Source organism: Kineococcus esterisolvens (assembly GCF_050871405.1).
Taxonomy (GTDB): Bacteria; Actinomycetota; Actinomycetes; order Actinomycetales; family Kineococcaceae; genus Kineococcus.
The window spans coordinates 36496-58945 of the sequence record NZ_JBJLRI010000011.1 but is presented as its reverse complement, the minus strand read 5'-3'; the positions used below and the strand labels follow the sequence as shown (position 1 = coordinate 58945).

The 22450-nt window shown below is 76.1% G+C and carries 20 protein-coding genes; 15 read left to right on the top strand and 5 right to left on the bottom strand.

The window, feature by feature from the left end; all coding sequences use genetic code 11:
• Window positions 1-37 precede the first annotated feature (37 nt).
• Window positions 38-1078 (bottom strand): TRAP transporter substrate-binding protein, encoded by a 1041-nt coding sequence (locus ACRYR8_RS06140; RefSeq protein ID WP_432483227.1) that lies wholly within the window; start codon window positions 1076-1078, stop codon window positions 38-40.
• A 274-nt stretch (window positions 1079-1352) separates the two neighbouring features.
• On the opposite strand from ACRYR8_RS06140, the gene ACRYR8_RS06135 reads away from it, so the two are divergent.
• Window positions 1353-2039 (top strand): class I SAM-dependent methyltransferase, encoded by a 687-nt coding sequence (locus ACRYR8_RS06135; RefSeq protein WP_432483226.1) that lies wholly within the window; start codon window positions 1353-1355, stop codon window positions 2037-2039.
• 18 nt (window positions 2040-2057) lie between these two features.
• Here ACRYR8_RS06135 and ACRYR8_RS06130 read toward each other — a convergent pair whose 3' ends face one another.
• Window positions 2058-2804, bottom strand: a complete 747-nt coding sequence (locus tag ACRYR8_RS06130) for a CBS domain-containing protein (RefSeq protein ID WP_432483225.1) — start codon at window positions 2802-2804, stop codon at window positions 2058-2060.
• Window positions 2801-3394, bottom strand: coding sequence for a QsdR family transcriptional regulator (locus ACRYR8_RS06125; protein ID WP_432483224.1), 594 nt, complete (start codon window positions 3392-3394; stop codon window positions 2801-2803). The genes ACRYR8_RS06130 and ACRYR8_RS06125 overlap by 4 nt, the downstream gene beginning before the upstream one ends.
• A gap of 128 nt (window positions 3395-3522) precedes the next feature.
• Between ACRYR8_RS06125 and ACRYR8_RS06120 the strand changes: the two genes are divergently transcribed.
• The 9 genes from ACRYR8_RS06120 to ACRYR8_RS06080 all read left to right on the top strand — a co-directional run bounded on the left by ACRYR8_RS06120 (window position 3523) and on the right by ACRYR8_RS06080 (window position 12612).
• Window positions 3523-4701, top strand: coding sequence for an acyl-CoA dehydrogenase family protein (locus ACRYR8_RS06120; RefSeq protein WP_432483223.1), 1179 nt, complete (start codon window positions 3523-3525; stop codon window positions 4699-4701).
• Window positions 4702-5185: 484 nt separating this feature from the next.
• Window positions 5186-5596 carry an integration host factor, actinobacterial type gene (mihF, locus tag ACRYR8_RS06115; RefSeq protein ID WP_432483222.1) on the top strand — a complete coding sequence of 137 codons (411 nt, stop codon included), beginning with the start codon at window positions 5186-5188 and terminating at the stop codon, window positions 5594-5596.
• An 83-nt stretch (window positions 5597-5679) separates the two neighbouring features.
• On the top strand, window positions 5680-6228 hold the full coding sequence (gmk, locus tag ACRYR8_RS06110) for a guanylate kinase (protein ID WP_432483250.1): 549 nt from the start codon (window positions 5680-5682) through the stop codon (window positions 6226-6228).
• Between the two features lie 58 nt (window positions 6229-6286).
• On the top strand, window positions 6287-6550 hold the full coding sequence (gene rpoZ, locus ACRYR8_RS06105; RefSeq protein ID WP_432483221.1) for a DNA-directed RNA polymerase subunit omega: 264 nt from the start codon (window positions 6287-6289) through the stop codon (window positions 6548-6550).
• On the top strand, window positions 6547-7857 hold the full coding sequence (coaBC, locus tag ACRYR8_RS06100; RefSeq protein WP_432483220.1) for a bifunctional phosphopantothenoylcysteine decarboxylase/phosphopantothenate--cysteine ligase CoaBC: 1311 nt from the start codon (window positions 6547-6549) through the stop codon (window positions 7855-7857). The genes rpoZ and coaBC overlap by 4 nt, the downstream gene beginning before the upstream one ends.
• The gene (gene metK / locus ACRYR8_RS06095) at window positions 7854-9068 is read left to right on the top strand and encodes a methionine adenosyltransferase (protein ID WP_432483219.1); all 1215 of its coding nucleotides are present in this window, start codon (window positions 7854-7856) and stop codon (window positions 9066-9068) included. Before coaBC ends, metK begins: the two co-directional genes overlap by 4 nt.
• Window positions 9069-9076: 8 nt before the next feature.
• Complete coding sequence (locus ACRYR8_RS06090) at window positions 9077-11209, top strand: primosomal protein N' (RefSeq protein WP_432483249.1); 2133 nt, start codon at window positions 9077-9079, stop codon at window positions 11207-11209.
• Window positions 11210-11369: 160 nt separating this feature from the next.
• Window positions 11370-12035 (top strand): M15 family metallopeptidase, encoded by a 666-nt coding sequence (locus tag ACRYR8_RS06085; protein ID WP_432483218.1) that lies wholly within the window; start codon window positions 11370-11372, stop codon window positions 12033-12035.
• A 232-nt stretch (window positions 12036-12267) separates the two neighbouring features.
• On the top strand, window positions 12268-12612 hold the full coding sequence (locus ACRYR8_RS06080) for a heavy-metal-associated domain-containing protein (RefSeq protein WP_432483217.1): 345 nt from the start codon (window positions 12268-12270) through the stop codon (window positions 12610-12612).
• Between the two features lie 108 nt (window positions 12613-12720).
• Here the strand turns inward: ACRYR8_RS06080 and ACRYR8_RS06075 are convergent, their stop codons facing one another.
• Window positions 12721-13728, bottom strand: a complete 1008-nt coding sequence (locus ACRYR8_RS06075) for an ion channel (protein ID WP_432483216.1) — start codon at window positions 13726-13728, stop codon at window positions 12721-12723.
• A 225-nt stretch (window positions 13729-13953) separates the two neighbouring features.
• Between ACRYR8_RS06075 and ACRYR8_RS06070 the strand changes: the two genes are divergently transcribed.
• Window positions 13954-16527 (top strand): rhamnogalacturonan lyase, encoded by a 2574-nt coding sequence (locus ACRYR8_RS06070; protein WP_432483215.1) that lies wholly within the window; start codon window positions 13954-13956, stop codon window positions 16525-16527.
• Between the two features lie 69 nt (window positions 16528-16596).
• Here ACRYR8_RS06070 and ACRYR8_RS06065 read toward each other — a convergent pair whose 3' ends face one another.
• Entirely contained in the window at window positions 16597-18039 is a 1443-nt protein-coding gene (locus ACRYR8_RS06065) for a DUF2079 domain-containing protein (protein ID WP_432483214.1), read from the bottom strand.
• 203 nt (window positions 18040-18242) lie between these two features.
• Here ACRYR8_RS06065 and def point away from each other — a divergent pair, with 203 nt between their 5' ends.
• The 4 genes from def to ACRYR8_RS06045 all read left to right on the top strand — a co-directional run bounded on the left by def (window position 18243) and on the right by ACRYR8_RS06045 (window position 22386).
• Window positions 18243-18788: a peptide deformylase gene (gene def / locus ACRYR8_RS06060; protein WP_432483213.1), complete on the top strand. Its 546-nt coding sequence runs from the start codon at window positions 18243-18245 to the stop codon at window positions 18786-18788.
• Window positions 18788-19708: a methionyl-tRNA formyltransferase gene (gene fmt, locus ACRYR8_RS06055; protein WP_432483212.1), complete on the top strand. Its 921-nt coding sequence runs from the start codon at window positions 18788-18790 to the stop codon at window positions 19706-19708. The genes def and fmt overlap by 1 nt, the downstream gene beginning before the upstream one ends.
• Window positions 19705-21234 carry an RsmB/NOP family class I SAM-dependent RNA methyltransferase gene (locus ACRYR8_RS06050; protein WP_432483210.1) on the top strand — a complete coding sequence of 510 codons (1530 nt, stop codon included), beginning with the start codon at window positions 19705-19707 and terminating at the stop codon, window positions 21232-21234. The genes fmt and ACRYR8_RS06050 overlap by 4 nt, the downstream gene beginning before the upstream one ends.
• 63 nt (window positions 21235-21297) lie before the next feature.
• Window positions 21298-22386 (top strand): alpha-hydroxy acid oxidase, encoded by a 1089-nt coding sequence (locus ACRYR8_RS06045; RefSeq protein ID WP_432483209.1) that lies wholly within the window; start codon window positions 21298-21300, stop codon window positions 22384-22386.
• The last annotated feature ends 64 nt before the right edge of the window (window positions 22387-22450 follow it).

Sequence of the window (22450 nt, the reverse complement as noted above, 5' to 3'; positions counted from 1 at the left end):
CTGCCTCCCCGTCCTCGCCGGGGCCGGGGCAGCCCGCTCACTCCGCTGCGGCGGTGACGGCGTCGTGCAGTTCGCGCGCCGTGTCCTTGCCCGCCAGGGACTGCTCGATCAGCGGTTCGATCGCGGTTCGGAACGCCTCTTCGTCGACCTCGTTGAACTGCGCCCCGGCCGCTTCGGCGGTGGCGACGGCCTCGGTGACCTGCTCCTCCCAGAGCTCCGCCTCCTCCTCGATGGCTGCGGCGAGTTCCTCCTCGAAGGCTTCGCGCTGGTCGTCGGTCAGGCTCTCCAGCATGCCCGGGTTGGCGATGAGGTAGTCGGGGAACATGAGGTGGCGGGTGTAGCTGTAGTAGGGCGCGATCTCGGCGTGCTTGAGGTTGGCGTAGATGAGTTCGTTGTTCTCGCCGCCGTCCAGGACGCCGCTCTGGATCGCGGTGTACACCTCGCCCTGGCCCATCGGGGTCCCCGATCCGCCCATCAGCCGCATCATCTCGATGTTCGTGTCCGACTCGATGACACGGATCTTCTGGCCGGCGAGGTCCTCGGGCGTGTTGACCGGGCCGGTGGAGGTGTAGACCGAGCGCACGCCGCCGTGGAAGGCGCCGAGGACGTGGATCCCCTCGTCGTCGAGGGAGGAGTAGAGGTCGGAGACGATCTCGGGGTCGTTGAGCGTCTCCCGCTGGTGTTCCTGGGAGTCGAACGTGAAGGGCAGGTTGAACGCCACGAAGTCGGGGTTGAAGTTCTCCAGCAGCGGGCCGGCGACGTAGGCCATGTCGAGGCCGCCGGACTGGACGAGTTCGATCGTCTCGCGCTGGGCGCCGAGGGTCTCGTTCGGGTAGACCTCGATGTCGAGGGCTCCGCCGGTCGCCTCCGCGAGCCGGTCGCCCATGTTGTCGAGGGCGATGTACTGCGGGTGGTTCTCGGGCTGGTTGAACGCCACGCGCAGGACGCGGTCGGCGGTGGATGCGCTCTCGCCGCTTCCGCCTGCGCTGGCGGGCGCGCCGGTTCCGGCGCTGCAGCCGCTGAGGGCCAGGACTGCCGCGCCCGCCAGGGCCGCGGCGCCGCGTGCTGTGGTGCCCACGTGAACTCCTTCGTCCGGGGGTGACCTGCGTGGAACTCGGTTCCACGTGACGGAACCTAATCGGCTTCCGCGGACCTGACAAGTGTCTACCCATGTGGACGAGGGGCGCCGCGACGGTGGGGGCGGGACGATCTTTCGGGCGTCGTGACCGCCCGTGGCGCGCTCCCGGGGCGAGGTCCGCCCCACGCGCACGGCGGCGCGGCGGGAGGAGCCGTTAGCCTCGACCTTCCCGCAGACCCGAGGGACCATCGGAACACCTGGGAGCGACTGACCCGTGCACGGCGACTCAGGGCCCGCTGGGGCGCAGCCCGAGGAGAACGAGGCCATCGAGCTCTACTACGACGACTTCGCCCCGCACTACGTGCCGGGGTGGCGTTCCCTCGAGCACTACGGCCCCCTCGTCGCCGACTTCCTGCTGCGCACCGTCACACCTGAGTGCAGGGTGCTCGACGTCGGGTGTGGACCGGGGCACCTGACGAGGAACCTCGCCCCGGACGTCTCCGTCACGGGGATCGACCTGTCGCCACGGATGCTCGAGGTGGCGAGCGCCGCCCGGCCGGGGGGCCGGTACGAGCAGCACGACTTCCACGATCCGCTCCCGGGCAGCTGGGAGCGCTTCGACGTCGTCGTCGCCGTGGGGTGCCTGGAGTTCTGTCGCGACCTCACCGCGACGCTGCGGAACCTCGCCGCGGCGTGCGCGCCGGGGGCGCGACTCCTGGTGGGAGTCGTCGAGGACCGCGCCGTGCGGGCCCCCGGCCGTTCCCGGCGCGCGTTCTCCGACGACGGCCTGCCGGGGGTCGACATGCACTGCTACGACGCCACCGCGCAGCTGGACGCGGTGACGGCCGCAGGGTTGTCGCCGTGGTCGTACCGGTTCGTCCCGGCCTGGCGCCACGACGAGTACTCCTACGTCGTGCAGTACGGGCTGTGGGAACTCCGGAAGGACCCACCGGGCCAGTAGCGGTCCGCGACGCCCCGTTCAGGGGCGCGCGCGCCCCACCGGCTGGTCGATCGACACGTGCGTGTCCACGCCGGAAACGTGCACCACCCCGGGCACCGTGCGCAGCAGCACCGCCGCGATGCGCCGCTGGCCGGGGTCGTGGACCCCGTCCAGGGTCAGCACGCCGTCCTCCACCTCGACCCGCCAGGGCTGCCCGGGCAGGTCCTCCGCCAGTCGTGCCAGGGCCGCCTCGCGCACGTCCTCGTCGGGGTGGGCGATCGTGCGCAGCACGTCGCGCCGGGCGATGATCCCCACGAGTCGGCGCCCGTCGCACACCGGCGCTGCGTGGATGCCGTGGTCCAGTAGCAACGAGGCCGCCGTGGCCAGGTCCGCGCGCGGCTCCACCGTCAGCGGCCGCGTCGTCATCACCTCCGCCACCGTGCGCGGCGGCGTCCCGCCGTCGCCGCTGTCGCCGTCGCGGTCCATCTCGTGGCTGCGCGGGTCGCTGCCCAGGCGGTCGCGCAGCAGGTCGCTCTCGCTGACCATCCCCACCAGGTGCCCGTCGGCGTCCAGCACCGGCACCGAGGAGACGCGGTGGTGCAGGAGCGTGCGCGCCGCGTGCGCCACCTCGTCGTCGTCCAGGACCGTCACCACCGGGACCGTCATCGCCTCGCGGACCAGCACCCCGACCACCTCCCGGCGCCCGCCGCGACCCTCGCGGCGCTGCTGCCTCCGATGGTGGCGCCTGGCGGCGCGCACCGCCAGGCCCGGCGCGCCCACGCTCACGCCAGGTCGGTGCGCATCACGTGCGCCAGCGCCGCCGCCGCCCGCGTGGTGTCCGGGCGCTCCCCGGTGATGAGGTCGGCGAAGGTGAACGACTCCGCCACCCGCACCAGCAGGTACGCCAGGTCGTGCGCCGGCAGCGGCGGCGCCAGCCGGCCGGCGGCCTCCTCCTCGGCCAGCAGCGACTCCACCGTCGCCACCAGCCGGCGCTGCACGTCGCCGGCCGCCGTCGTCAGCAGCCGCAGCGCCCGCACCGGCTCGCGGTGCAGGAACGCGCGGAAGTACGGCGCCGAGATCAGCGCGTCGGTGAACGCCGTCAGCACCGCCACCACGCGCTGCCCGCCGCGCTCGGGCACGGCCGCGTCGATGCGGTCCAGGGTCGGCTCCGCCAGCGACCACAGCAGCTCCGACAGCAGCGCGTCGCGGTTGCCCAGCCAGCGGAACAGCGAGGTGCGGTCCACGCCCAGCTGAGCGGCCAGGGCGCTGACGTCCAGGCGCTCGCCGGCGATGAAGCCGCGCCGCGCCCGGCGGAAGGCGTGCACGGCGTCCCCGCTGCCGCCGGCGGCCAGCCGGCGCGAGAGCGGGGTGGGCACCAGGAGCGCTCCGCGCCGACCCAGCGGCAGACCCTGGACCCCCGGTGCGTGCAACACATGGCCGAGTGTTGCAGACTGGGCGCGCGTGGCGCAGCGACGCGCCACTCCCACCAGTGACGGAGAGCCCCGTGACCGACCTGCTCGCCAGCGACTTCTACGCCTTCCAGGACGAGGCCCTCACGACCCGCGAGAAGGAGTCCGTGCTCGCGCTGCGCGAGTACCTGGAGACGAGCGTGCGGCCCGTCGCCGACGCCTGCTGGGTGCGAGCGGAGTTCCCCGCCGAGGTGGTCAAGCCCCTGGCCGAGCTGGGCTGCTACGGCGCCGCCTGGCCCGAGACGCGCCGCTTCGAGAACTCCGCCGTGCACCGCGGCTGGGTCGCCATGGAGCTCTCGCGCGTGGACGCCTCCATCGCCACCTTCGTCGGCGTCACCAACGGCCTGGCCATGGGGTCCATCGCCGTCACCGGCTCGCCCGCCCAGCGCGAGCGCTGGCTGCCGGCCATGGCCCGCGGCGAGGTCGTCGGCGCCTTCGGCCTGACCGAACCCGGATCCGGGTCCGACGCGGCCCGCGGCCTGACCACCACCGCCCGCCGCGAGGGCGGCACCTGGGTCCTGGACGGCGCCAAGCGCTGGATCGGCAACGCCACCTTCGCCGACGTCGTGGTCGTCTGGGCCCGCGACGTCGCCGACGACCAGGTCAAGGGCTTCCTCGTGCCCGGGGACACCCCCGGCTTCACCGCCACGAAGATCGAGGACAAGATCGCGCTGCGCACCGTCCAGAACGCCGACGTCGTCCTGGACGGCGTGCGGGTGCCCGAGGAGCAGCGCCTGCAGAACGCCCACTCCTTCAAGGACACCGCCACCGTGCTGCGCCTGACCCGCGCCGAGGTCGCCTGGCAGGCCGTCGGCGTCGCGATGGGCGCCTACGAGGCCGCCCTGGACTACGCGCAGCGCCGGGAGCAGTTCGGCAGGCCCATCGCCGCCCGCCAGCTCGTGCAGGACCTGCTCGTGCGCAGCCTCGGCGACATCACCGCCTCCCTGGCCCTGTGCGTGCAGGTCTCCCGCCTGCTCGACGCCGGCCGCCAGCACGACGCGCACTCGGCGCTGGCGAAGGCCTACACCACCACCCGCATGCGTGAGACCGTCGCGCGCTGCCGCGAGGTCCTGGGTGGCAACGGCATCGTGCCCGAGCACGGCGTGGCGCGGTACTTCGCCGACGCCGAGGCGATCTACTCCTACGAGGGCACCCGGGAGATGAACACCCTCATCGTCGGGCGGGCGATCACCGGGCACGCCGCCTTCGCCTGAACCCCGGAACCCCGGAACCCCGGAACCCCGGACCGGGGCCACGGACCGGACCACCTCCGAGGGCGGCTCGCGTGCTGCCACCGCTGCGTGGTCCGCGGGTCCGAGACCGGTGACGACCCGGCGGTGACGACCCGGCGGTGACGACCCGCGGTGACGACCCGCGGTGACGACCCGCGGTGACGACCCGCGGTGACGACCCGCGGTGACGACCGGCCCGCCACGCGGGACACCGGGGCCGCGCCCTGCCCGGCGACCCCGCCCGGGCGCTGCGGGGGAGAAGGCCCCCGCCGCCCGGCGGGTCGCCTGCCGGGGGTCGAGGAGATCACCGCCGGGCGGCTCCCCACGCGGGCGGCGGTGCGGGGGCACCCCGCCGTTGCTGGCGCGGCCGGGGTGTCGCTAGGTTGCCGCGAACGCCCTGACCAGCTGCGTCGACCCGCCTGCTGACCAGCGGGCCAGCCCCAGCCGGACGACCCGAGGTGACACCGTGGCCCTGCCTCCCCTGACCGCCGAACAGCGCGCCGCCGCTCTGGAGAAGGCGGCCGCCGCCCGACGCGAGCGCGCGGAGGTGAAGAACCGCCTGAAGTACGCCGGCGGCAGCCTGGAGGACGTCGTGCGCGAGGGGCAGGACAACGAGGTGCTGGGCAAGATGAAGGTCTCCGCGCTGCTGGAGTCCCTGCCCAACGTCGGCAAGGTCCGCGCCCGCCAGATCATGGCCGAGATCGGTATCTCGGAGTCGCGGCGGGTGCGCGGGCTGGGCGCGCACCAGATCGCCGCCCTCGTGGAGCGCTTCGGAGGCGCGGGCACCGGGGACGCCGGTGACACGGGGGACTCCCGGCGCGCCGCGCCCGCGGAGCGGGCCGCGGCGAACGCGAACGGGAGCGCGTCCCGACCGTGACCGATCCCCAGCAGGACCCCCGGCAGGACCCCCGGCACGCCCCCCGCGCCGAGCAGCACGCCCCGGCGCAGGGACCGGCGCGCCTGACCGTGCTGGCCGGTCCCACCGCCGTGGGCAAGGGCACCGTCTCGGCCGACCTGCGCCGGCGCTACCCCGACGTGTGGATCTCCGTGTCGGCCACCACCCGTCCCCAGCGACCCGGCGAGGTCGACGGGGTGCACTACCACTTCGTCTCCGAGCAGACCTTCGACGGCTACGTCGAGCGCGGCGAGCTGCTGGAGTGGGCCCGCGTGCACGGCCGGCACCGCTACGGCACCCCGCGCGGGCCCGTGCAGCAGGTCCTGGCCGCAGGGCGCCCGGCACTGCTGGAGATCGACCTGGCCGGTGCCCGGCAGGTGCGCGAGGCGATGCCCGAGGCTCGCTTCGTCTTCCTGGCCCCGCCCAGCTGGGAGGAGCTGGTGCGCCGCCTGGTGGGACGCGGCACCGAGAGCGCCGAGGAGCGCGAGCGACGCCTGGCCACCGCGCGCGTGGAGCTGGCCGCCGAGCCGGAGTTCGACGTGACGATCTACAACGACGACGTGCAGCGCGCCACCGACGAGCTCGTGCAGTGGATGGGGCTGCGGAGCTCGTAGGATGGGTCGGTCTGCCCGTCGCCCGACGGGCACGTCCCCCGAACCGAGGAGAGTCACCGTGGCTGGAACCGTCGCGTCGCCCGAGGGCATCACCAACCCGCCCATCGACGACCTGCTGACGGCCGCCGACTCCAAGTACGCGCTGGTCATCTACGCCGCCAAGCGCGCCCGGCAGATCAACGCGTACTACTCCCAGCTCGGCGAGGGCCTGCTGGAGTACGTCGGCCCGCTGGTGGAGACCCACGTGCAGGAGAAGGCCCTGTCGGTGGCCATGCGCGAGATCAACGAGGGCCTGCTGACCTCGGAGCCCACCGAGCAGTGAGCCCCGCCCGCGGCCCCCGGGTCGTGCTGGGGGTCGCCGGTGGCATCGCGGCCTACAAGGCCGCGATGCTGCTGCGCGAGCTCACCGAGTCCGGCCACGACGTCACCGTCGTGCCCACCGCCGCCGCCGAGCGGTTCGTGGGCCGCGCCACCTGGGAGGCGCTGTCCGGGCACCCGGTCGCCACCGACGTGTGGACCGGCGCCGCGGAGGTCCCGCACGTGCGCCTGGGCCGGCACGCCGACCTCGTCGTCGTGGCCCCCGCCACCGCCGACCTGCTGGCGCGCGCTGCGCACGGACTGGCCGACGACCTGCTGACCAACGTGCTGCTGACCGCCACCTGCCCGGTGCTGCTGGCGCCGGCGATGCACACCGAGATGTGGCAGCACCCCGCGGTGCAGGACAACGTCGCGCTGCTGCGCTCACGCGGCGTCACCGTCCTGGAGCCGGCCTCCGGTCGCCTGACCGGCGCCGACACCGGCCCCGGCCGCCTGCCCGAGCCGCCCGAGATCGCCGCCGCCTGCCGCCGCCTGCTGGGTTCCGGCGCTCGCCGGGGCGACCTGGCCGGTCGGCGCGTGGTCGTCTCCGCCGGTGGCACCCGTGAGCCGCTGGACCCCGTGCGCTTCCTGGGCAACCGCTCCTCCGGGCGCCAGGGCGTGGCGCTGGCCGCAGCTGCCGCTGCCCGCGGTGCGCGCGTGACCCTGGTGGCCGCGCACCTGGAGGTGCCCGCCCCGGCAGGCGTGCACGTGGTCCCGGTGGGCACCGCCGTCGAGCTGCAGCAGGCCGTCCACGCGGCCGCCGCCGGTGCCGACGCGGTCGTCATGGCCGCCGCGGTGGCCGACTTCCGGCCCGCCACCCGCGCCGGCACCAAGATCAAGAAGAGCGAGGACCCCGCGCGCGACCCCGTCGTGGTCCTCGAGCGCAACCCCGACGTCCTGGCCGGGCTGGTCGCCGAGCGCGTCGCGGCACCGGCGGGGTCGCACCGGTGCGTCCTGGTGGGTTTCGCCGCCGAGACCGGCGACGAGTCCGGCACCGTCCTGGAGCACGGCCGCGCCAAGCTGGCCCGCAAGGGCTGCGACCTGCTGGTGCTCAACGAGGTCGGCGAGACCAAGGGGTTCGCCGCACCCACCAACGCCGTCGTGCTGCTGGGCGCCGACGGCTCGGAGCGCACCGTGGCCGAGACCAGCAAGGACGTCGTCGCCGACGCCGTGTGGGACGCGGTGGTGCCTATGCTGACCGCGACCACGCCCGTGATCACCCCCGCGACCACCTCCCAGGTCCCCGAGATCCCCGAGACTGGAGCCCCGTGACCACCCCGCTGCGCCTGTTCACCTCCGAGTCGGTCACCGAGGGACACCCCGACAAGATCTGCGACCAGATCTCCGACGGCGTCCTCGACGCCCTGCTGGCGCAGGACCCGCGCAGCCGGGTCGCGGTGGAGACGATGGTCACCACCGGCCTGGTGCACGTGGCGGGGGAGGTCACCACCTCGGCCTACGCCGACATCCCCACCATCGTGCGCCAGACACTGCTGGGCATCGGCTACGACTCCTCGGCCAAGGGCTTCGACGGGCGCACCTGCGGGGTGGAGGTCTCCATCGGCTCGCAGTCCCCGGACATCGCCCAGGGCGTGGACGAGGCGTGGGAGAACCGCCAGGACGGCTACGGCGACGCCGCCGGCGCCGACCCGCTCGACCTGCAGGGCGCCGGCGACCAGGGCCTGATGTTCGGCTACGCCTGCGACGACACCCCCGAGCTGATGCCGCTGCCGATCCACCTGGCGCACCGGCTCGCCCAGCGCCTGTCCGAGGTCCGCAAGAAGGGCGAGGTGCCCTACCTGCGCCCCGACGGCAAGACCCAGGTGACCATCGGCTACGACGGCGACCGGCCCGTCACGCTGGACACCGTGGTGCTGTCCACCCAGCACGAGCCGGGTGTGGACCTGGTCAAGACCCTCACCCCGGACGTGCGCCGGCACGTCATCGAGCCGGTGCTGGAGGGTCTCGAGCTGGACACCTCCGACATCCGGCTGCTGGTCAACCCCACCGGCCGCTTCGAGATCGGCGGCCCCATGGGCGACGCCGGCCTGACCGGGCGCAAGATCATCGTGGACACCTACGGCGGCATGGCCCGCCACGGCGGCGGCGCCTTCAGCGGCAAGGACCCCTCCAAGGTGGACCGCTCCGCCGCCTACGCCATGCGCTGGGTCGCCAAGAACGTCGTGGCCGCCGGGCTGGCGCGTCGCTGCGAGGTGCAGGTCGCCTACGCCATCGGCAAGGCGCACCCGGTGGGCCTGTACGTGGAGACCTTCGGCACCGAGCAGGTGGGCCTGGGCCGCATCCAGGCAGCCATCCGCGAGGTGTTCGACCTGCGCCCGGCCGCCATCGTGCGCGACCTGGACCTGCTGCAGCCCGTCTACTCCCCGACCGCGGCGTACGGCCACTTCGGCCGCGAGCTCGCGGGGTTCACCTGGGAGCGCACCGATCGCGTCGACGCGCTGCGCGCCGCCGCGGGCAGCTGAGCGGGCAGCTGAGCGGGGACGGCGCCGAGGCCGCCGGTGCCGTGGCCGGGGCGGCGAGCCCCGCTCCGGCCGATCCGGGGACCGCGGAGGAGACCCCGCAGGCCCCGGTCGAGCGCCCCCGCAAGCGCGCGCCGCGCCGCGCCGCGCAACTCGAGGGCGTCGCAGGCACGGACCCGGTGGCGCGGGTGCTGGTCCAGGTGCCCCTGCCGCACCTGGACCGCCCCTTCGACTACCTCGTGCCCGCCTCGATGGAGCACACCGCCGAACCGGGCCGGCTGGTCCGGGTGCCCTTCGCCGGCAGCGACGCGGAGGGCTGGGTACTGTCGCGCTCGGCCGCCAGCGAGCACCCCGGCAAGCTGGCGCGGCTGCGGCGCGTGGTCTCCGGCCTGCCCGTGCTCAGCCCCCAGGTCCTCACCCTGTGCGAGCAGGTCGCCGACCACTACGCAGGCACCCTGGCCGACGTCGTGCGCCTGGCGGTGCCCGGCCGGCACGCCGGCGCCGAGGAGGCGCTGCTGCGCGCCGAGCCGGTGCACCACGAGCCGGTGCCCGACCCGGTGACGGCCGGCGAGGACCTGGCCGGCTGGGAACGGCACACCGCCGGGCGCGCGTTCCTGGCCCACGTCGCCGGCGGCGGCGACCCGCGCGCGGTGGCCACCCTGGCGCCGGGCACCGACGCCTTCGAGGCGCTGGCCGTGGCCGCCCGCGCCACCCTGGCCTCCGGGCGCACCGCACTGCTGGTGGTGCCCGACCACCGCGACCTGGTGCGGCTGGACGCCGCCCTGACCCGGCGCCTGCCCGTCGGCGCGCACGTCCTGCTGGAGGCCGAGGCCGGGCCCGCCGCCCGCTACGGCGCCTTCCTGCAGGCCCTGACCGGGCGCGCCCGCGTGGTGGCCGGCACCCGCGCCGCCGTCTTCGCCCCTCTGCCGAACCTGGGCCTGCTCGCCGTGCTGGAGGACGGCGACGACTCCCACGCCGAGCAGCGCGCCCCCTACCCGCACGTGCGCGAGGTCGCCGTCGCGCGCGCCGGCGCCGGCGGCTGCGCGGCCCTGTTCGCCGGGCGCACCCGCACCGCCGAGACGCAAGTGCTGCTGGAGAGCGGCTGGGCCCGCGCGGTCACCGCTCCGCGCGAGGGCGTGCGCGCCAGCGCGCCGCGCATCGCGGTGGCCGGCACCAGCGGCCCCGACGCGCAGGACCCGCTGGCCGCTGCCGCCCGCCTGCCCAGCGACGGCTGGCGGGTCCTGCGCGAGGCGGTGCGCCGCGGCCCGGTCCTGGTGCAGGTCCCGCGCACGGGGTACGTGCCCACCCTGGCCTGCCGGACCTGCCGCGAACCGGCCCGGTGCACCGCCTGCCACGGGCCGCTGGCCATCACCGCCGACGACCAGCCCGCGTCCTGCCGCTGGTGCGGGCGCCCGGCCACCGACTGGACCTGCCCCGCCTGCGGCGACGGGCGCCTGCGCGCGGTGGTCACCGGCGCCCGCCGCACCGCCGAGGAGCTCGGGCGCGCCTTCCCCGGCGTGGACGTGCGCACCTCCGGCGGCTCGCGCGTGCTCGACGAGGTGCCCGCCGAGTCGTCCCTGGTCATCGCCACCCCGGGCGCCGAGCCCGTCGCCCCCGGCGGCTACGCGGCCGCGCTGCTGCTGGACGGCTGGGCGCTGCTGAACCGCCCCGACCTGCGTGCCCAGGAGGAGGCGCTGCGCCGCTGGGCCGGCGCTGCGGCGCTGGTGCGCGGCGCCGGCGCAGGCGGTGTCGTGGTCGTGGTCGCCGACCCGCAGGCCGCCGCCGTGCAGGCCCTGGTGCGCTGGGACCCGGCGGGCTTCGCCGAGCGCGAACTGGCCCAGCGCGCCGAGCTGGACCTGCCGCCGGCAGCCCGTTTCGCCGGCCTCATCGGCACCGCCGCCGACGTCGCCGACGCCGTGGGTGCCACCGTGGCCGCGCTGGCGGACCCGGCCGGCGCTCGCGTGCTGGGGCCCATCCCGCTGCCGGAGCGGCCGGGCACCGCGCCGGCGGTGCGCACCGTGGTGCGGGTGCCCCGCGCCGCCTCGGCCGACCTGGCGCGCGCCTTGAAGTCCGTCACCGCGGGGCGCAGCGCCCGCAAGCTGCCGGTCGTGCGGGTGCGGGTGGATCCCCAGCAGATCGGCTGAGGCGCGCCCGGGCCGGGCTGGAACCCGGTCGGCACCGCGCGGTGCGTCCGCAGCCGCTGCGCCGCCACCGACACCGGTGGGCTCAAGGCGGCGTCCTGCCCGGTCGAGCTGTTCAGGGGGCGGCCGACCGGGCCGCCGGCGGCACGGGAGGTGGTGGGTGGTGGACGGCATCAGCGGCGTCACGTCCCGCATCGCGGAGATCCAGGCGCTCATCGGCTCCCTGCAGCCCCCGGCGCCCGCGACCACGACATTCTCCAGCACCGCGCCCGGGACCGGCACCGGTGGCGCCACGGGGTCGGCGTTCGCCTCGACGCTGTCGCAGAGCATCGCCGCGCGGTCCACGACCGGTGGCCTGCTCACCGGCGCCGGCCCCGCGCCGGGCACGGCCTCGGCGGGTGCGGGCGCCCCGTCGACGGCCGGCCTGCGCAACGCCGACGGGGTGCCGCTGGAGCTGGTCAAGTACGGCAACGGGAAGGTCCCCGCCGCCGCGTTGAGCAGCATCGGGCAGGGTTCGCACAAGCTGTGGGCCCCGGCGGCCCAGGCGTATCAGCAGCTGCGCGCGGCCGCGGCCCGCGACGGCGTCACGATCAAGGCCACGGACTCCTACCGCTCCTACGAGCAGCAGGTCGAGCTGGCCCAGCGCAAGGGCCTGTACTCCCAGGGCGGCCTGGCGGCCAGGCCCGGCACCAGCGAGCACGGCTGGGGCCTGAGCCTGGACCTGGACCTGGACACCGAGGCCCTGAACTGGATGCGCACCCACGCCGAGGAGCACGGCTTCAGCGAGAACGTGCCCCGCGAGCCGTGGCACTGGACCTTCACCGCCTGAGCCGGCCGGATCCCGGTCCGTCCACGCGCGGAGCGACCTCGGCGAGCCCCTCCCGTCGACCCGGCCTCGCCTCCACCACCTCGTGCGTCAACCCCGTGCGCCAACCCCGTGCGCGCTGCGGGAACGACGGCGTCCCACCCGGCGCTTCGTACCCCCAGGGGGTACCTGGACGGGCCCCCGCGAACGCGCACGAGCAGGTGCGCGGCGCCCGAGACGCCGCAGGGGAAGAACCGTGATCCAGAGCATCGAGCTGACCACCGGCCGGGGCGCCGCACCGGCCTCCTCCGGTTGCGCCTGCTGCGGCCCGGCCACCGCCGCTGCCCCCGCCCCGGCAGCGGCCGCGACCGCCGGTGGCGCCGTCAGCAGCACCTACGCCGTCACCGGCATGACCTGCGGGCACTGCGTCGGCGCCGTGCGCGACGAGCTCACCGGCCTGGCCGACGTCCACGACGTGCAGGTCGACCTCGTGCCCGGTGGCACCTCGACGGTGACCGTGACCGCCGGCCGCGTCCTCGACCGGGCCGTGGTGACCGCCGCCGTCGGCGAGGCCGGCTACCGGCTGCTGCCCCCTGCCTGAGCCCGTGCGCCCCTCCCGGGGCGCCACCCGCTCGGGCGTCCTCGCCGGCCCCGTCACCGGCGGGGGCGCCCGCACCGCGCGAGGTCACCGGCCCGGCCCCAGCGGCACTCACCCCGCCTGCGGCCAGCTCCAGCCGGTGTTGTTCACCAGCCGGCGCAACCCGGCCCGGCGATCGGCCTGCGAACCGGCCTGCCGCGCGAACGTGCTGCCGTCGACGAGAGGGACCCCGGCCCGCACCAGCTCGTGCAGCGAGGGGACGGCCGGCGCGTCCGGGGCCGGTGCCGTCGCCGAGGTGGAGGAGGCGGTCTCCACGTAGCGGCTGATCGCCTCGCGCACCGGTGCCACGGCGCTGTCGTCCGGGCGCGCACCCGCGGCGACGCCGGCGTCGAGGATCAGCATCGCCTCGTCCAGCGTCGCGATGGCCCGTGATGCCGACGTCCTGGCGTTGCCGGTGTGGAAGTAGTGCAGCACCGGGTAGGCCAGGTGCTGCTCGCCCACCCGGGCCACCTCGCTGCTGAGGCTGACGAGGTGCTGGACGAAGGCGGAGCTGAACCCCCCACCGGTCCATCCGCGCGCCACCACCTGCACGGGGTGCGCCCCCAGGGCGAAGACGTGCACCGCCAGGGCCCGGGCGGCGACGACGGCCTGCACCACCGAGAGCAGGTACGTGATGGCCAGGGTGATCAGCAGGAATCCGCTGAACCCCGCGATCGTGGCCATCAGCCGCCAGCCCGCCTGGTCGGCGGCGTAGTCACCCACGCCCAGGGTGGCGGTGGAGAACCCGGCGAAGTAGACCGTGTCGAGCACCCCCGCCGCCCGGCCGGTCGTGGAGTTCACCACCGCGCCGCTGCCGAGGAACAGCAGCGACCACCCCGCCCACAGCAGCAGCACCCACACCAACGCCGTCGTCGTCAGCAGCAGCGCCCCGGCCAGCCTCAGTGCCGTGCCCTCCTCGTCCCGGGGGTGGCGCCACAGCAGGAGGCACCACAGCACCCCTGTCACCCGGCCCGTCACCGGCCCGGCCCCCGTGCTCACGGACAGCGTGGTCAGCAGGGCGTCGACGAAGACGAGGACGACGATCGCGGCACCGGCGACGATCTCCACGGACTGCAGCACCGGCCCATGGTGCCCACCCGCCCCGGCCCGCGCGCGGGGAGCCGGACCCGGCCGGGCGGCGGGTCCGCTCACCGCCCGAGGAGCGCGAACCGTCCGGGCAAGCGCTTGCCAGGGCGCCGCGCGTCCTCGTACGGTCGATCGCAGCGGGAGGGCCGTACGCCGCTGAATCGTTTCGCGACGACGGCGTCGCGTGGACCGGGCCCACCCACGGACGAAGGACGGGCGATGAGGCTTCTCCCACGTGCGACCACCGGCCGCGCGCTCCTGTGCGGCGTCGGCGCCGCCCTGCTGGTGGGTTCCGCCACCGGCACCGCCGGCGCGAACCCCGCACCCGACGAGACGGGTGCCCGCGCCGGTGTCCAGCTCGAGTGGCTCGACCGCGGCCTGGTCGCGGCGGCCACCGATCGCGGCGTGTTCCTGTCGTGGCGGCTGCTGGGGCACGAGGTCACCGGCGCCACGGTGAGCGGCGAGGCCGGCCCGGGCTTCCGCGTCTACCGCGACGGCGCGCTCGTGACGACCGTCACCGGCAGCACGAACTGGCTGGACACCGCCGGCGGCGCGGGCTCGCGCTACCGCGTGGTGCCCGTCGTCGACGGCCGCGAGGCCGGCTCGGTGGGGGAGGCGACCCCGTGGGGCGGGGCGTCCCTGGACGTGGCGCTGCGCAGACCGGCCGGCGGCACCACCCCGGCGGGGGAGCAGTACACCTACTCCGCCAACGACGTCAGCGCCGCGGACGTCGACGGCGACGGGCAGCTCGAGCTCGTCGTGAAGTGGGACCCCTCGAACTCCAAGGACGTCTCCCAGGCCGGCTACACCGGCAACGCCTACCTCGACACGTACGAGCTGGACGGCACCCTCCTGGCCCGTGTCGACCTCGGCGTGAACATCCGCGCCGGCGCCCACTACACCCAGTTCCTGGTGCAGGACTTCGACGGCGACGGCCGCGCCGAGCTGATGCTCAAGACCGCCCCGGGCACCTCCAGCACCCGCTACGTCGACGGGAAGGCGGCCGGCACCCGGCCGATCACGTTGCTGCCCGAGGACGTGGCGGCGGGTGTGACCCACGCCGACGACTACCGGCTCAGCGCCGCGCAGTACCGCGAGCACTTCATCGGGGTGCTGCGCGGCTGGCACGCCCACCCCGAGGTCGTCGCCGGTCGCTGGCCGGCCACGGTCGAGGAGGCTCTGGGTCTGGAACCGAGGTACTCGTACCCCCTTTCGCAGGAGGACGCCGCGGCCCTGGCGGACCACTTCATCGACGTCTACGCATCCGCCCGCTCCTCCCGCAACGCGTTGCGGCGGTTCGAGGGTTTCGTCCTGACCGGGCCCGAGTACCTCACCGTCTTCGACGCCGGCACCGGCGAGGAGCTGCAGACCGTCGCGTACGAACCCGGCCGCACCGACGACGGCCTGATGTGGGGCGACTACGCCATGTCCCGCATCGAGCCGGGCAACCGCGTCGACCGGTTCCTCGCCGGCGTCGCCCACCTCGACGGCGAGCACCCCTCGGCGGTCTTCGCCCGCGGCTACTACACGCGCACGGCCCTGGTCGCCTACGACTGGGACGGTGAACGGCTGACGCGGCGCTGGTCCGTCGACAGCGGTTTCACCCCCATGACCAACCCGTTCGACGACAGCCCCCACGGGCGCGACGGCACCGACCCGGTGTACGGGACCCTCACCACGCAGGGGTTCCACTCCCTGAGCGCCGCCGACGTCGACGGCGACGGCAGGCACGAGATCGTCTACGGCTCCGCCACCATCGACGACGACGGCTCCCTGCTGTACTCCTCGTTCGACACGATGCCCGAGGGCTCGGCGGACCCCGGCGCGAGCGCCCGGCTGGGCCACGGCGACGCCATGCACGTCACCGACATCGACCCCGACCGCCCGGGCCTGGAGATCTTCACCGTGCACGAGGGCGGCACCTGGGCCCCGTACGGCAACGCGCTGCGCGACGCCGCCACCGGCGAGACGATCTTCGGCACCTACTCCGGCCGCGACACCGGCCGCGGCATGATCGGCGACGTCGACCCCGGCACCCGCGGCATCGAGGTCTGGGCGTCGATGCCGAACGGCACGGACGGCTCCGGCCTGCTCAGCGCCCGGGGCGAGCAGCTGGCCCCCACCACGCCCGGCACCAACCAGTCGATCCGCTGGGCCGCCGACGGCACCACCCAGATCGTCGAGGGATCCGGCGACGCCACCCCCGTCGTGGTCGACCGTGACCGCGGCGTCCTGCTCACCGCGACCGGCACCCGCACGAACAACGGCACCAAGGGCAACCCGGCCCTGGTCGCCGACGTCCTCGGCGACTGGCGCGAGGAACTGGTGCTGCGCACCACCGACAGCACGGCGCTGCGCATCTTCCTCAGCACCGAGGTGACCGACCGCGCGGTGCGAACCCTGCTGCACGACCCGCAGTACCGCGACGAGGTCGCCCGGCAGCAGACCGGCTACAACCAGCCGACGCACCCCGGCTTCTACCTCGCCTCCGACACCGACTTCACGCAGGTCCCCGCCCCGGACGTGCTGGCACCCACCCCCGAGGTGCTCGGTGCCCGCCTGGCGGAGCTGTCCGCCGCCGGCGAGGTCACCGGACCGGTGGCGAAGGTCCTGCGGGCGCACGCGCGCAACGCGCAGCGGCACCTCGAGCGCGGCCGCGCGGAGCAGGCCGGGCGTGAGCTGCACCGCTTCCTCGACCGGCTCGAGCAGCGCCCGGGCAGCAGCCGGGTCGGTGAGCACGCGGAGCGGGTCCTGCGGTACACCGCCACCTCCGCGCTCACCGCGCTGGGCTGAGCGCACCGCCCCCGGCGCCGCTGCGTGCCCGGCGCCGCCCGCGACGACGGCCGGCGCCGGGCACGGGCCTCAGCCCCGTCCCGGCAGGTGGACCACGGCCGTGTCGCCGGTGCGCTGCACCCGCACCCCCGGCAGCGCGGCGACCTCCTCCAGCCACGCCAGCTTCCCCGCGCGCGAGACGCCCGTCGAGGCGCGGGAGGCGTCCAGCACCACCACGCCCGGCAGCCGCTCCAGCGGGGTGTCCACGGACCAGCCCACCACGTGGTGCCCGCCGCCGGCGTCCCCCAGCAGGTACGGGCCGGAGGTGTTGTCCGCCGCCAGCCGCGAACCGTCCGGCAGTTCCGCGGTCGCCGCCCGCACCTGCTGCACGTGCGGCCCGGGCCGCCAGGTGGCCGTCTGCCACGGCATCGACAGCGACCCCACCGGTAGCACCCACGCCGTGGTCACCGCGCCGGCCAGGGCCGCCAGGACCGCCAGCGGCGCCACCGCCCGCGGCCGGCGAGCGCGCACCCGGCGCAGCACGTCCACCAGCGCCACCGCCGCCACCGGCACCAGCACCGCCCCGTAGTGCAGCCCCGGCGACCAGTACGACGGCGTGACGGACGCCAGCCGCCACGCCAGCGTCGGCACCGCCAGCAGCGCCACCGGCGAGGCGATCCACAGCAGCCCGCCGCCGGCCGCGGTGGCGAGCACCAGCGCCGCCCGCAGCCGCAGCGCCTCACCGGTGGGCACCGGCTCGGGCGCCGCCGCGGTGCGCGCGCTGCCGCCGAAGGCCGCCAGCCGGCTCAGGTCGTGCGCCGGATCGACCAGCAGCATCGTCGCGAACGCCAGCGCCACCCCGGCCACCGCCGCCGCCGCCAGCGCCAGACCGGCCCGGCGCCGCCCGCGCAGCCACAGCAGCGCCGCCACCACGGCCACGGTGGCGCCCATGTCCTCCTTGACCAGCAGCAGCGGCAGCGACCACAGCGCCGCCGCCCGGTGCCGGTGCTCCAGCAGCGCGGTGCCGCACAGCGCCAGCAGCGGCACCGCCAGGCACACCTCGTGCACGTCGAAGCGCGCCGCCGCCAGCGACCCGTGCGCCACCGCCGTCCCCGCCGCCACGGCCGCCGCGGCCGGCAGCGGCAGGTGCCGCACCGCGCAGCGCGCCACCAGCGCCGTGCCCAGCCCCAGCAGCAGCGCCTGCGCCAGCACCAGCGAGCGCGGGTCGGGCCAGAGCGCCCACACCGGGCCGAAGACGGCCGTGGCGGGGGAGAAGTGGTCCCCCAGCAGCGGCGTGCCGCCCAGCACCCCGGAGGTGGGCAGCTGCAGCTGCGCCCACGAGGCCGCCGACTGGCTGAAGATGCCCAGGTCGTAGTTCGTCGCCTCGCCGCGGTGGAAGTGCCCCAGCCCGATCGAGGCGCACAGCAGCGCCGAGACCGCCCCGGCGAGCACCACCAGCGCACGGCCGGTGGACGTCGGTGCGCGGGGTGCGGGCGGTCGAGGGGCCGGGGTGGGCGTGCGCAGCGCGGTCATCGCCGACGATGATGCCGCCGCCCCGCCCGGCTCCCACCCCCGCCCCGCACCGCCCGCGCCGCCGCGCCCGGAGGTGTCGCCGACGGCACCTAGACTCTCCGGGTCGCCCGCGTCCGCCGCGGCGTCCCGAACCCCCAGCACACCCCAGCACACCCCAGCACACCCCAGCACACCCCAGCACACCCCAGCCCGCGAGGAGCCCCGTGGCAGTCCAGCCGATCCGCCTGTTCGGCGACCCGGTCCTGCGTCAGCGCGCCGAGGAGGTCACGACCTTCGACAAGGAGCTGCGCAAGCTCGTCAAGGACCTGGAGGACACCATGCTCGCCGCACCCGGCGCCGGGCTGGCCGCACCGCAGCTGGGCGTGGGCCTGCGCGTGTTCACCTACCACGCCGACGGTGAGCTGGGGCACCTGGTCAACCCCGTGCTCGACCTCTCCGAGGAGTGCCAGGACGGCGACGAGGGCTGCCTGTCCTTCCCCGGCATCGTCGCCGACACCCGCCGCGCCCTGCACGTGGTCGCCAAGGGGTACGACGTGCACGGCGAACCGGTCACGATCACCGGCTCGGAGTTCAAGGCCCGCGCCATCCAGCACGAGACCGACCACCTGGACGGGGTGCTGTTCATCGACCGCCTCGACAAGGCACAGCGCAAGCTGGCCCTGAAGGCCGTGCGCGAGGCCGAGTGGCTCGGCCAGCCCGTCCCGCAGGTCAAGGTCTCCCCGCACGCCACCTTCGGGCAGGCCCGGTAGTGCGCCTGGTCTTCGCCGGCACCCCCGAGGTGGCGCTGCCCTCCCTGGAGGCGCTGCTGGCCTCCCCCCACGAGGTCACCGCCGTCGTGACCCGCCCCGACGCCCGCGCCGGCCGCGGCCGTCGCTCCGCCGCCTCACCGGTGGCCCAGCGCGCCCGCGAGGCCGGACTGCCCCTGCTGCAGCCGGCCACCCCGCGCGAGCCCGACTTCCTCGAGGAGCTGGCCGCGCTGGCCCCCGACGCCTGCCCCGTGGTCGCCTACGGCGCCCTGGTGCCGCGCGCCGCGCTGGACGTGCCGCGGCAGGGCTGGCTGAACCTGCACTTCTCCCTGCTGCCCGCCTGGCGCGGCGCCGCCCCCGTGCAGCGCGCCGTCGCCGCCGGCGACGCCCTCACCGGCGCGTGCGTCTTCGAGCTGGAGGAGGGCCTGGACACCGGCCCCGTCCTGAGCTCGCTGACCGAGCCCGTCGGCGCCCGCGACACCGCCGGGGACCTGCTGCAGCGACTGGCCGTGCGCGGGGCGCAGCTGTTGGTGAGCACCCTCGACGCGCTGGAGGCGGGCACCGCCACCGCGGTGCCCCAGCCAGCCGACGGCGTCAGCCTGGCACCGAAGATCACCGTGGAGGAGGCCCGCGTGGACTGGAGCGCCCCGGCCGAGGTCGTGGACCGCCGCGTGCGCGGCTGCACCCCCGAGCCGGGCGCGTGGACCACCTTCCGCGGCGAGCGCCTGAAGCTGGGCCCGGTGCTGCCCGTGGAGGGCGACGCGCCCGGGCCCGGTCGCGTGCTCGTGGACAAGCGCCGGGTGCTGGTGGGCACCGGCACGGGAGCGGTCGAGCTGGGACAGGTCCAGCCGGCCGGCAAGCGGGCCATGCCCGCGGTGGACTGGGCGCGCGGCGTGCGGCCCGGGGACGAGGAGCTGCAGTGAGGTCCGGACCCGGCGAGCCCCGGCGCTCGTCCCAGCCACCGTCCCAGCGCGGCTCGCGCGGACCGGCCCGCGGCCCCGGTGGGGAGCAGACGCCCCGCCGCGGCGTCAAGCCCGACCGCTACACCCGCGTCGACGAGGCCCGCCGCGTGGCCTTCGCGGTGCTGCGAGCCGTGGACGAGGAGGACGCCTACGCCAACCTGGTGCTGCCGCAGCTGCTGCGCCACCGCCGCCTGGGCGGGCGCGACGCGGCCTTCGCCACCGAGCTGGCCTACGGGGTGCTGCGCGGGCGCGGCACCTACGACGCGCTGCTGGCCACGGTCGTGGACCGCCCCTTCAGCGACCTGGACCCCGGCGTCCTGGACGCGCTGCGCATGGGGGCGCACCAGCTGCTGGCCATGCGGGTGCCCGACCACGCCGCGGTGGCCACCACCGTGGCCCTGGCGCGCGGCGAGCTGGGCGCCGGCCCGGCCGGCCTGGTCAACGCCGTCCTGCGCAGCGCCGTCGGCCGCGAGCTGGGCGAGTGGCTGGAGCAGGTCGCCGGCCCCGCCGACACCGACGAGGGCCTGTCGGTGCGCACCTCGCACCCGCAGTGGGTGGTGCGCTCCCTGCGCGAGGCGCTGCGCGCCCACGGCCACGACGTCGCCGAGCTCGCCGAGCTGCTGGCCGCCGACAACACCCCGGCCGCGGTGGCGCTGAGCGCGCTGCCCGGCCTGGCCACCCCCGCGGACCTGCTCAGCGACGACCGCGCCCTGACGGTGCGCCCCGGGCGCTTCTCGCCCACCGCCGCCCTGCTGGAGCGCGGCGACCCCGGCCTGCTGCCGGCCGTGCGCGAGGGACGCGCCCGCGTGCAGGACGAGGGCAGCCAGCTCGTCGCCCAGGTCCTGGCCGCCGCCGAGGTCGACGGCCGCGACGAGCGCTGGCTGGACCTGTGCGCCGGCCCCGGCGGCAAGGCCGCACTGCTGGCGGCCACCGCCGCGCTGCGCGGGGCGCACCTGACCGCGGTGGAGGTCGCCCCCCACCGCGCCCAGCTGGTGCGCCAGGCGCTGGCGGCGGTGCCCGCCGGCCCGCTGGGACCCGTGCAGGTGCGCGTGGGCGACGGTCGCGAGGTCGGCGCCGACGAACCCGGCGCCTACGACCGCGTCCTGGTCGACGCACCCTGCACCGGCCTGGGCGCCCTGCGCCGCCGCCCCGAGGCGCGCTGGCGGCGCACCCCGGCCGACCTCGGCACCCTGGGCCCGCTGCAGCGGGCGCTGCTGGGCTCGGCGGTCGACGCGCTGCGCCCCGGCGGCGTGGTCGCGTACGCCACCTGCTCGCCGGTGCTGGCCGAGACCCGCCTGGTCGTCGACGACGCCGTCAAGGCCGCGGCCAAGCGCGGCGTGGGCCTGGAACGCCTGGACACCCCCGCGGTGCTGGCGCGCGTGGCCCCCGGCGTCGAGCACGCCGCCGCGGGCACCGCCGTGCAGCTGTGGCCACACACCCACGGCACCGACGCCATGCACGTGGCACTGCTGCGCCGCACGAGCTGACGCCGACCGGCGCGCGAGCGCGCCCCCTGCCGCCGGTGCGTGCGCCGGCGGCAGGATGACCCCGTGACCTGGGTCGAGGAATTCCACCGCCGCGCCGACGAGCAGCTGCCCGACTACGTCGCGGAGTACTTCGCCACCGCCGCCGGGGACGGGCAGTGCCGGCGCGAGGGCATCGCGGCGTGGGAGGCCCTGCGGCTGCGCCCGTCCGTGCTGCGCGACACCAGCCGCGTGAGCACCGCCACCACCGTGCTGGGCACCCCGGTGTCCTTCCCCGTGCTCGTCGCGCCCATGGCGCAGCAGGTCGCCGCCCGCCCCGAGGGGGAGGTGCTCACCGGCCGCGCCGTCGCCGGGGCCGACACCGTCCTGGGCGTCTCCACCAACACCGGCGTGGCCTTCGCCGACGTCGCCGCCACCGGCGCGCCGTGGTGGTACCAGGTCTACGTCATGCAGGACCGCTCCCTGACGCGGCTGCTCGTCGAGCGCGCCGCCGCCGCCGGCGCCTCGGCCCTGGTGCTGACGGTGGACACCACCGCCCTGGCACCGGCGCTGCCCGGCGTGGAGCCCACCGAGTGGCCCGACACGCACCGCAAGGCGCGGGTGGTCAACCTCACCGACGCCGAGCGCGCCGCCGCCGGCCCGCACGCGCTGCGCTCGGCGGAGGACCTGACCCCCGACGCCATCGGCTGGCTGCGCGAGCTCACCGGCCTGCCGGTGGCCGTCAAGGGCGTGCTGACGGCCCGCGACGCGCGCCGCTGCGTGGACGCCGGCGCCGACGCGGTCATCGTGTCCACCCACGGCGGGCGCCGCTTGGGCACCTCCGTCACCAGCGCCCGCGCCCTGCCCGAGGTCGTCGCCGAGGTCGGCGCCGAGGTGGAGGTGCACGTGGACTCCGGCGTGCGCGAGGGCTCGCACGTGGTGGCTGCGCTGGCGATGGGGGCGCGCGCGGTGCACGTGGGCCGGCCGGTGATGTGGGGGCTGGCCGCCGACGGGCAGGCGGGCGTGAGCGCCGTGCTGGAGCGGCTGCGCGCGGACCTGGTCACCACCCTGCGCCAGGCCGGGGTCCCCGACGTGGCGCAGCTGCGCCCCTCGGACGTCGCCCACCCCGAGCCCGCGCACCCCACGGGCCACCCGTTCGCCTCCCCGCAGCCCTGAGGACGAGCGCCCGAGCGGTCCCGGCGGGCACGCGCCGCGGTTCGAGGTGCGCGACGTGCCCGGC

Coding starts and splice junctions, on each gene's coding strand:
- ACRYR8_RS06065 (WP_432483214.1), bottom strand. CDS start 18,039: ATGACCGCGCTGCGCACGCCCACCCCGGCCCCTCGACCGCCCGCACCC.
- ACRYR8_RS06070 (WP_432483215.1), top strand. CDS start 13,954: ATGAGGCTTCTCCCACGTGCGACCACCGGCCGCGCGCTCCTGTGCGGC.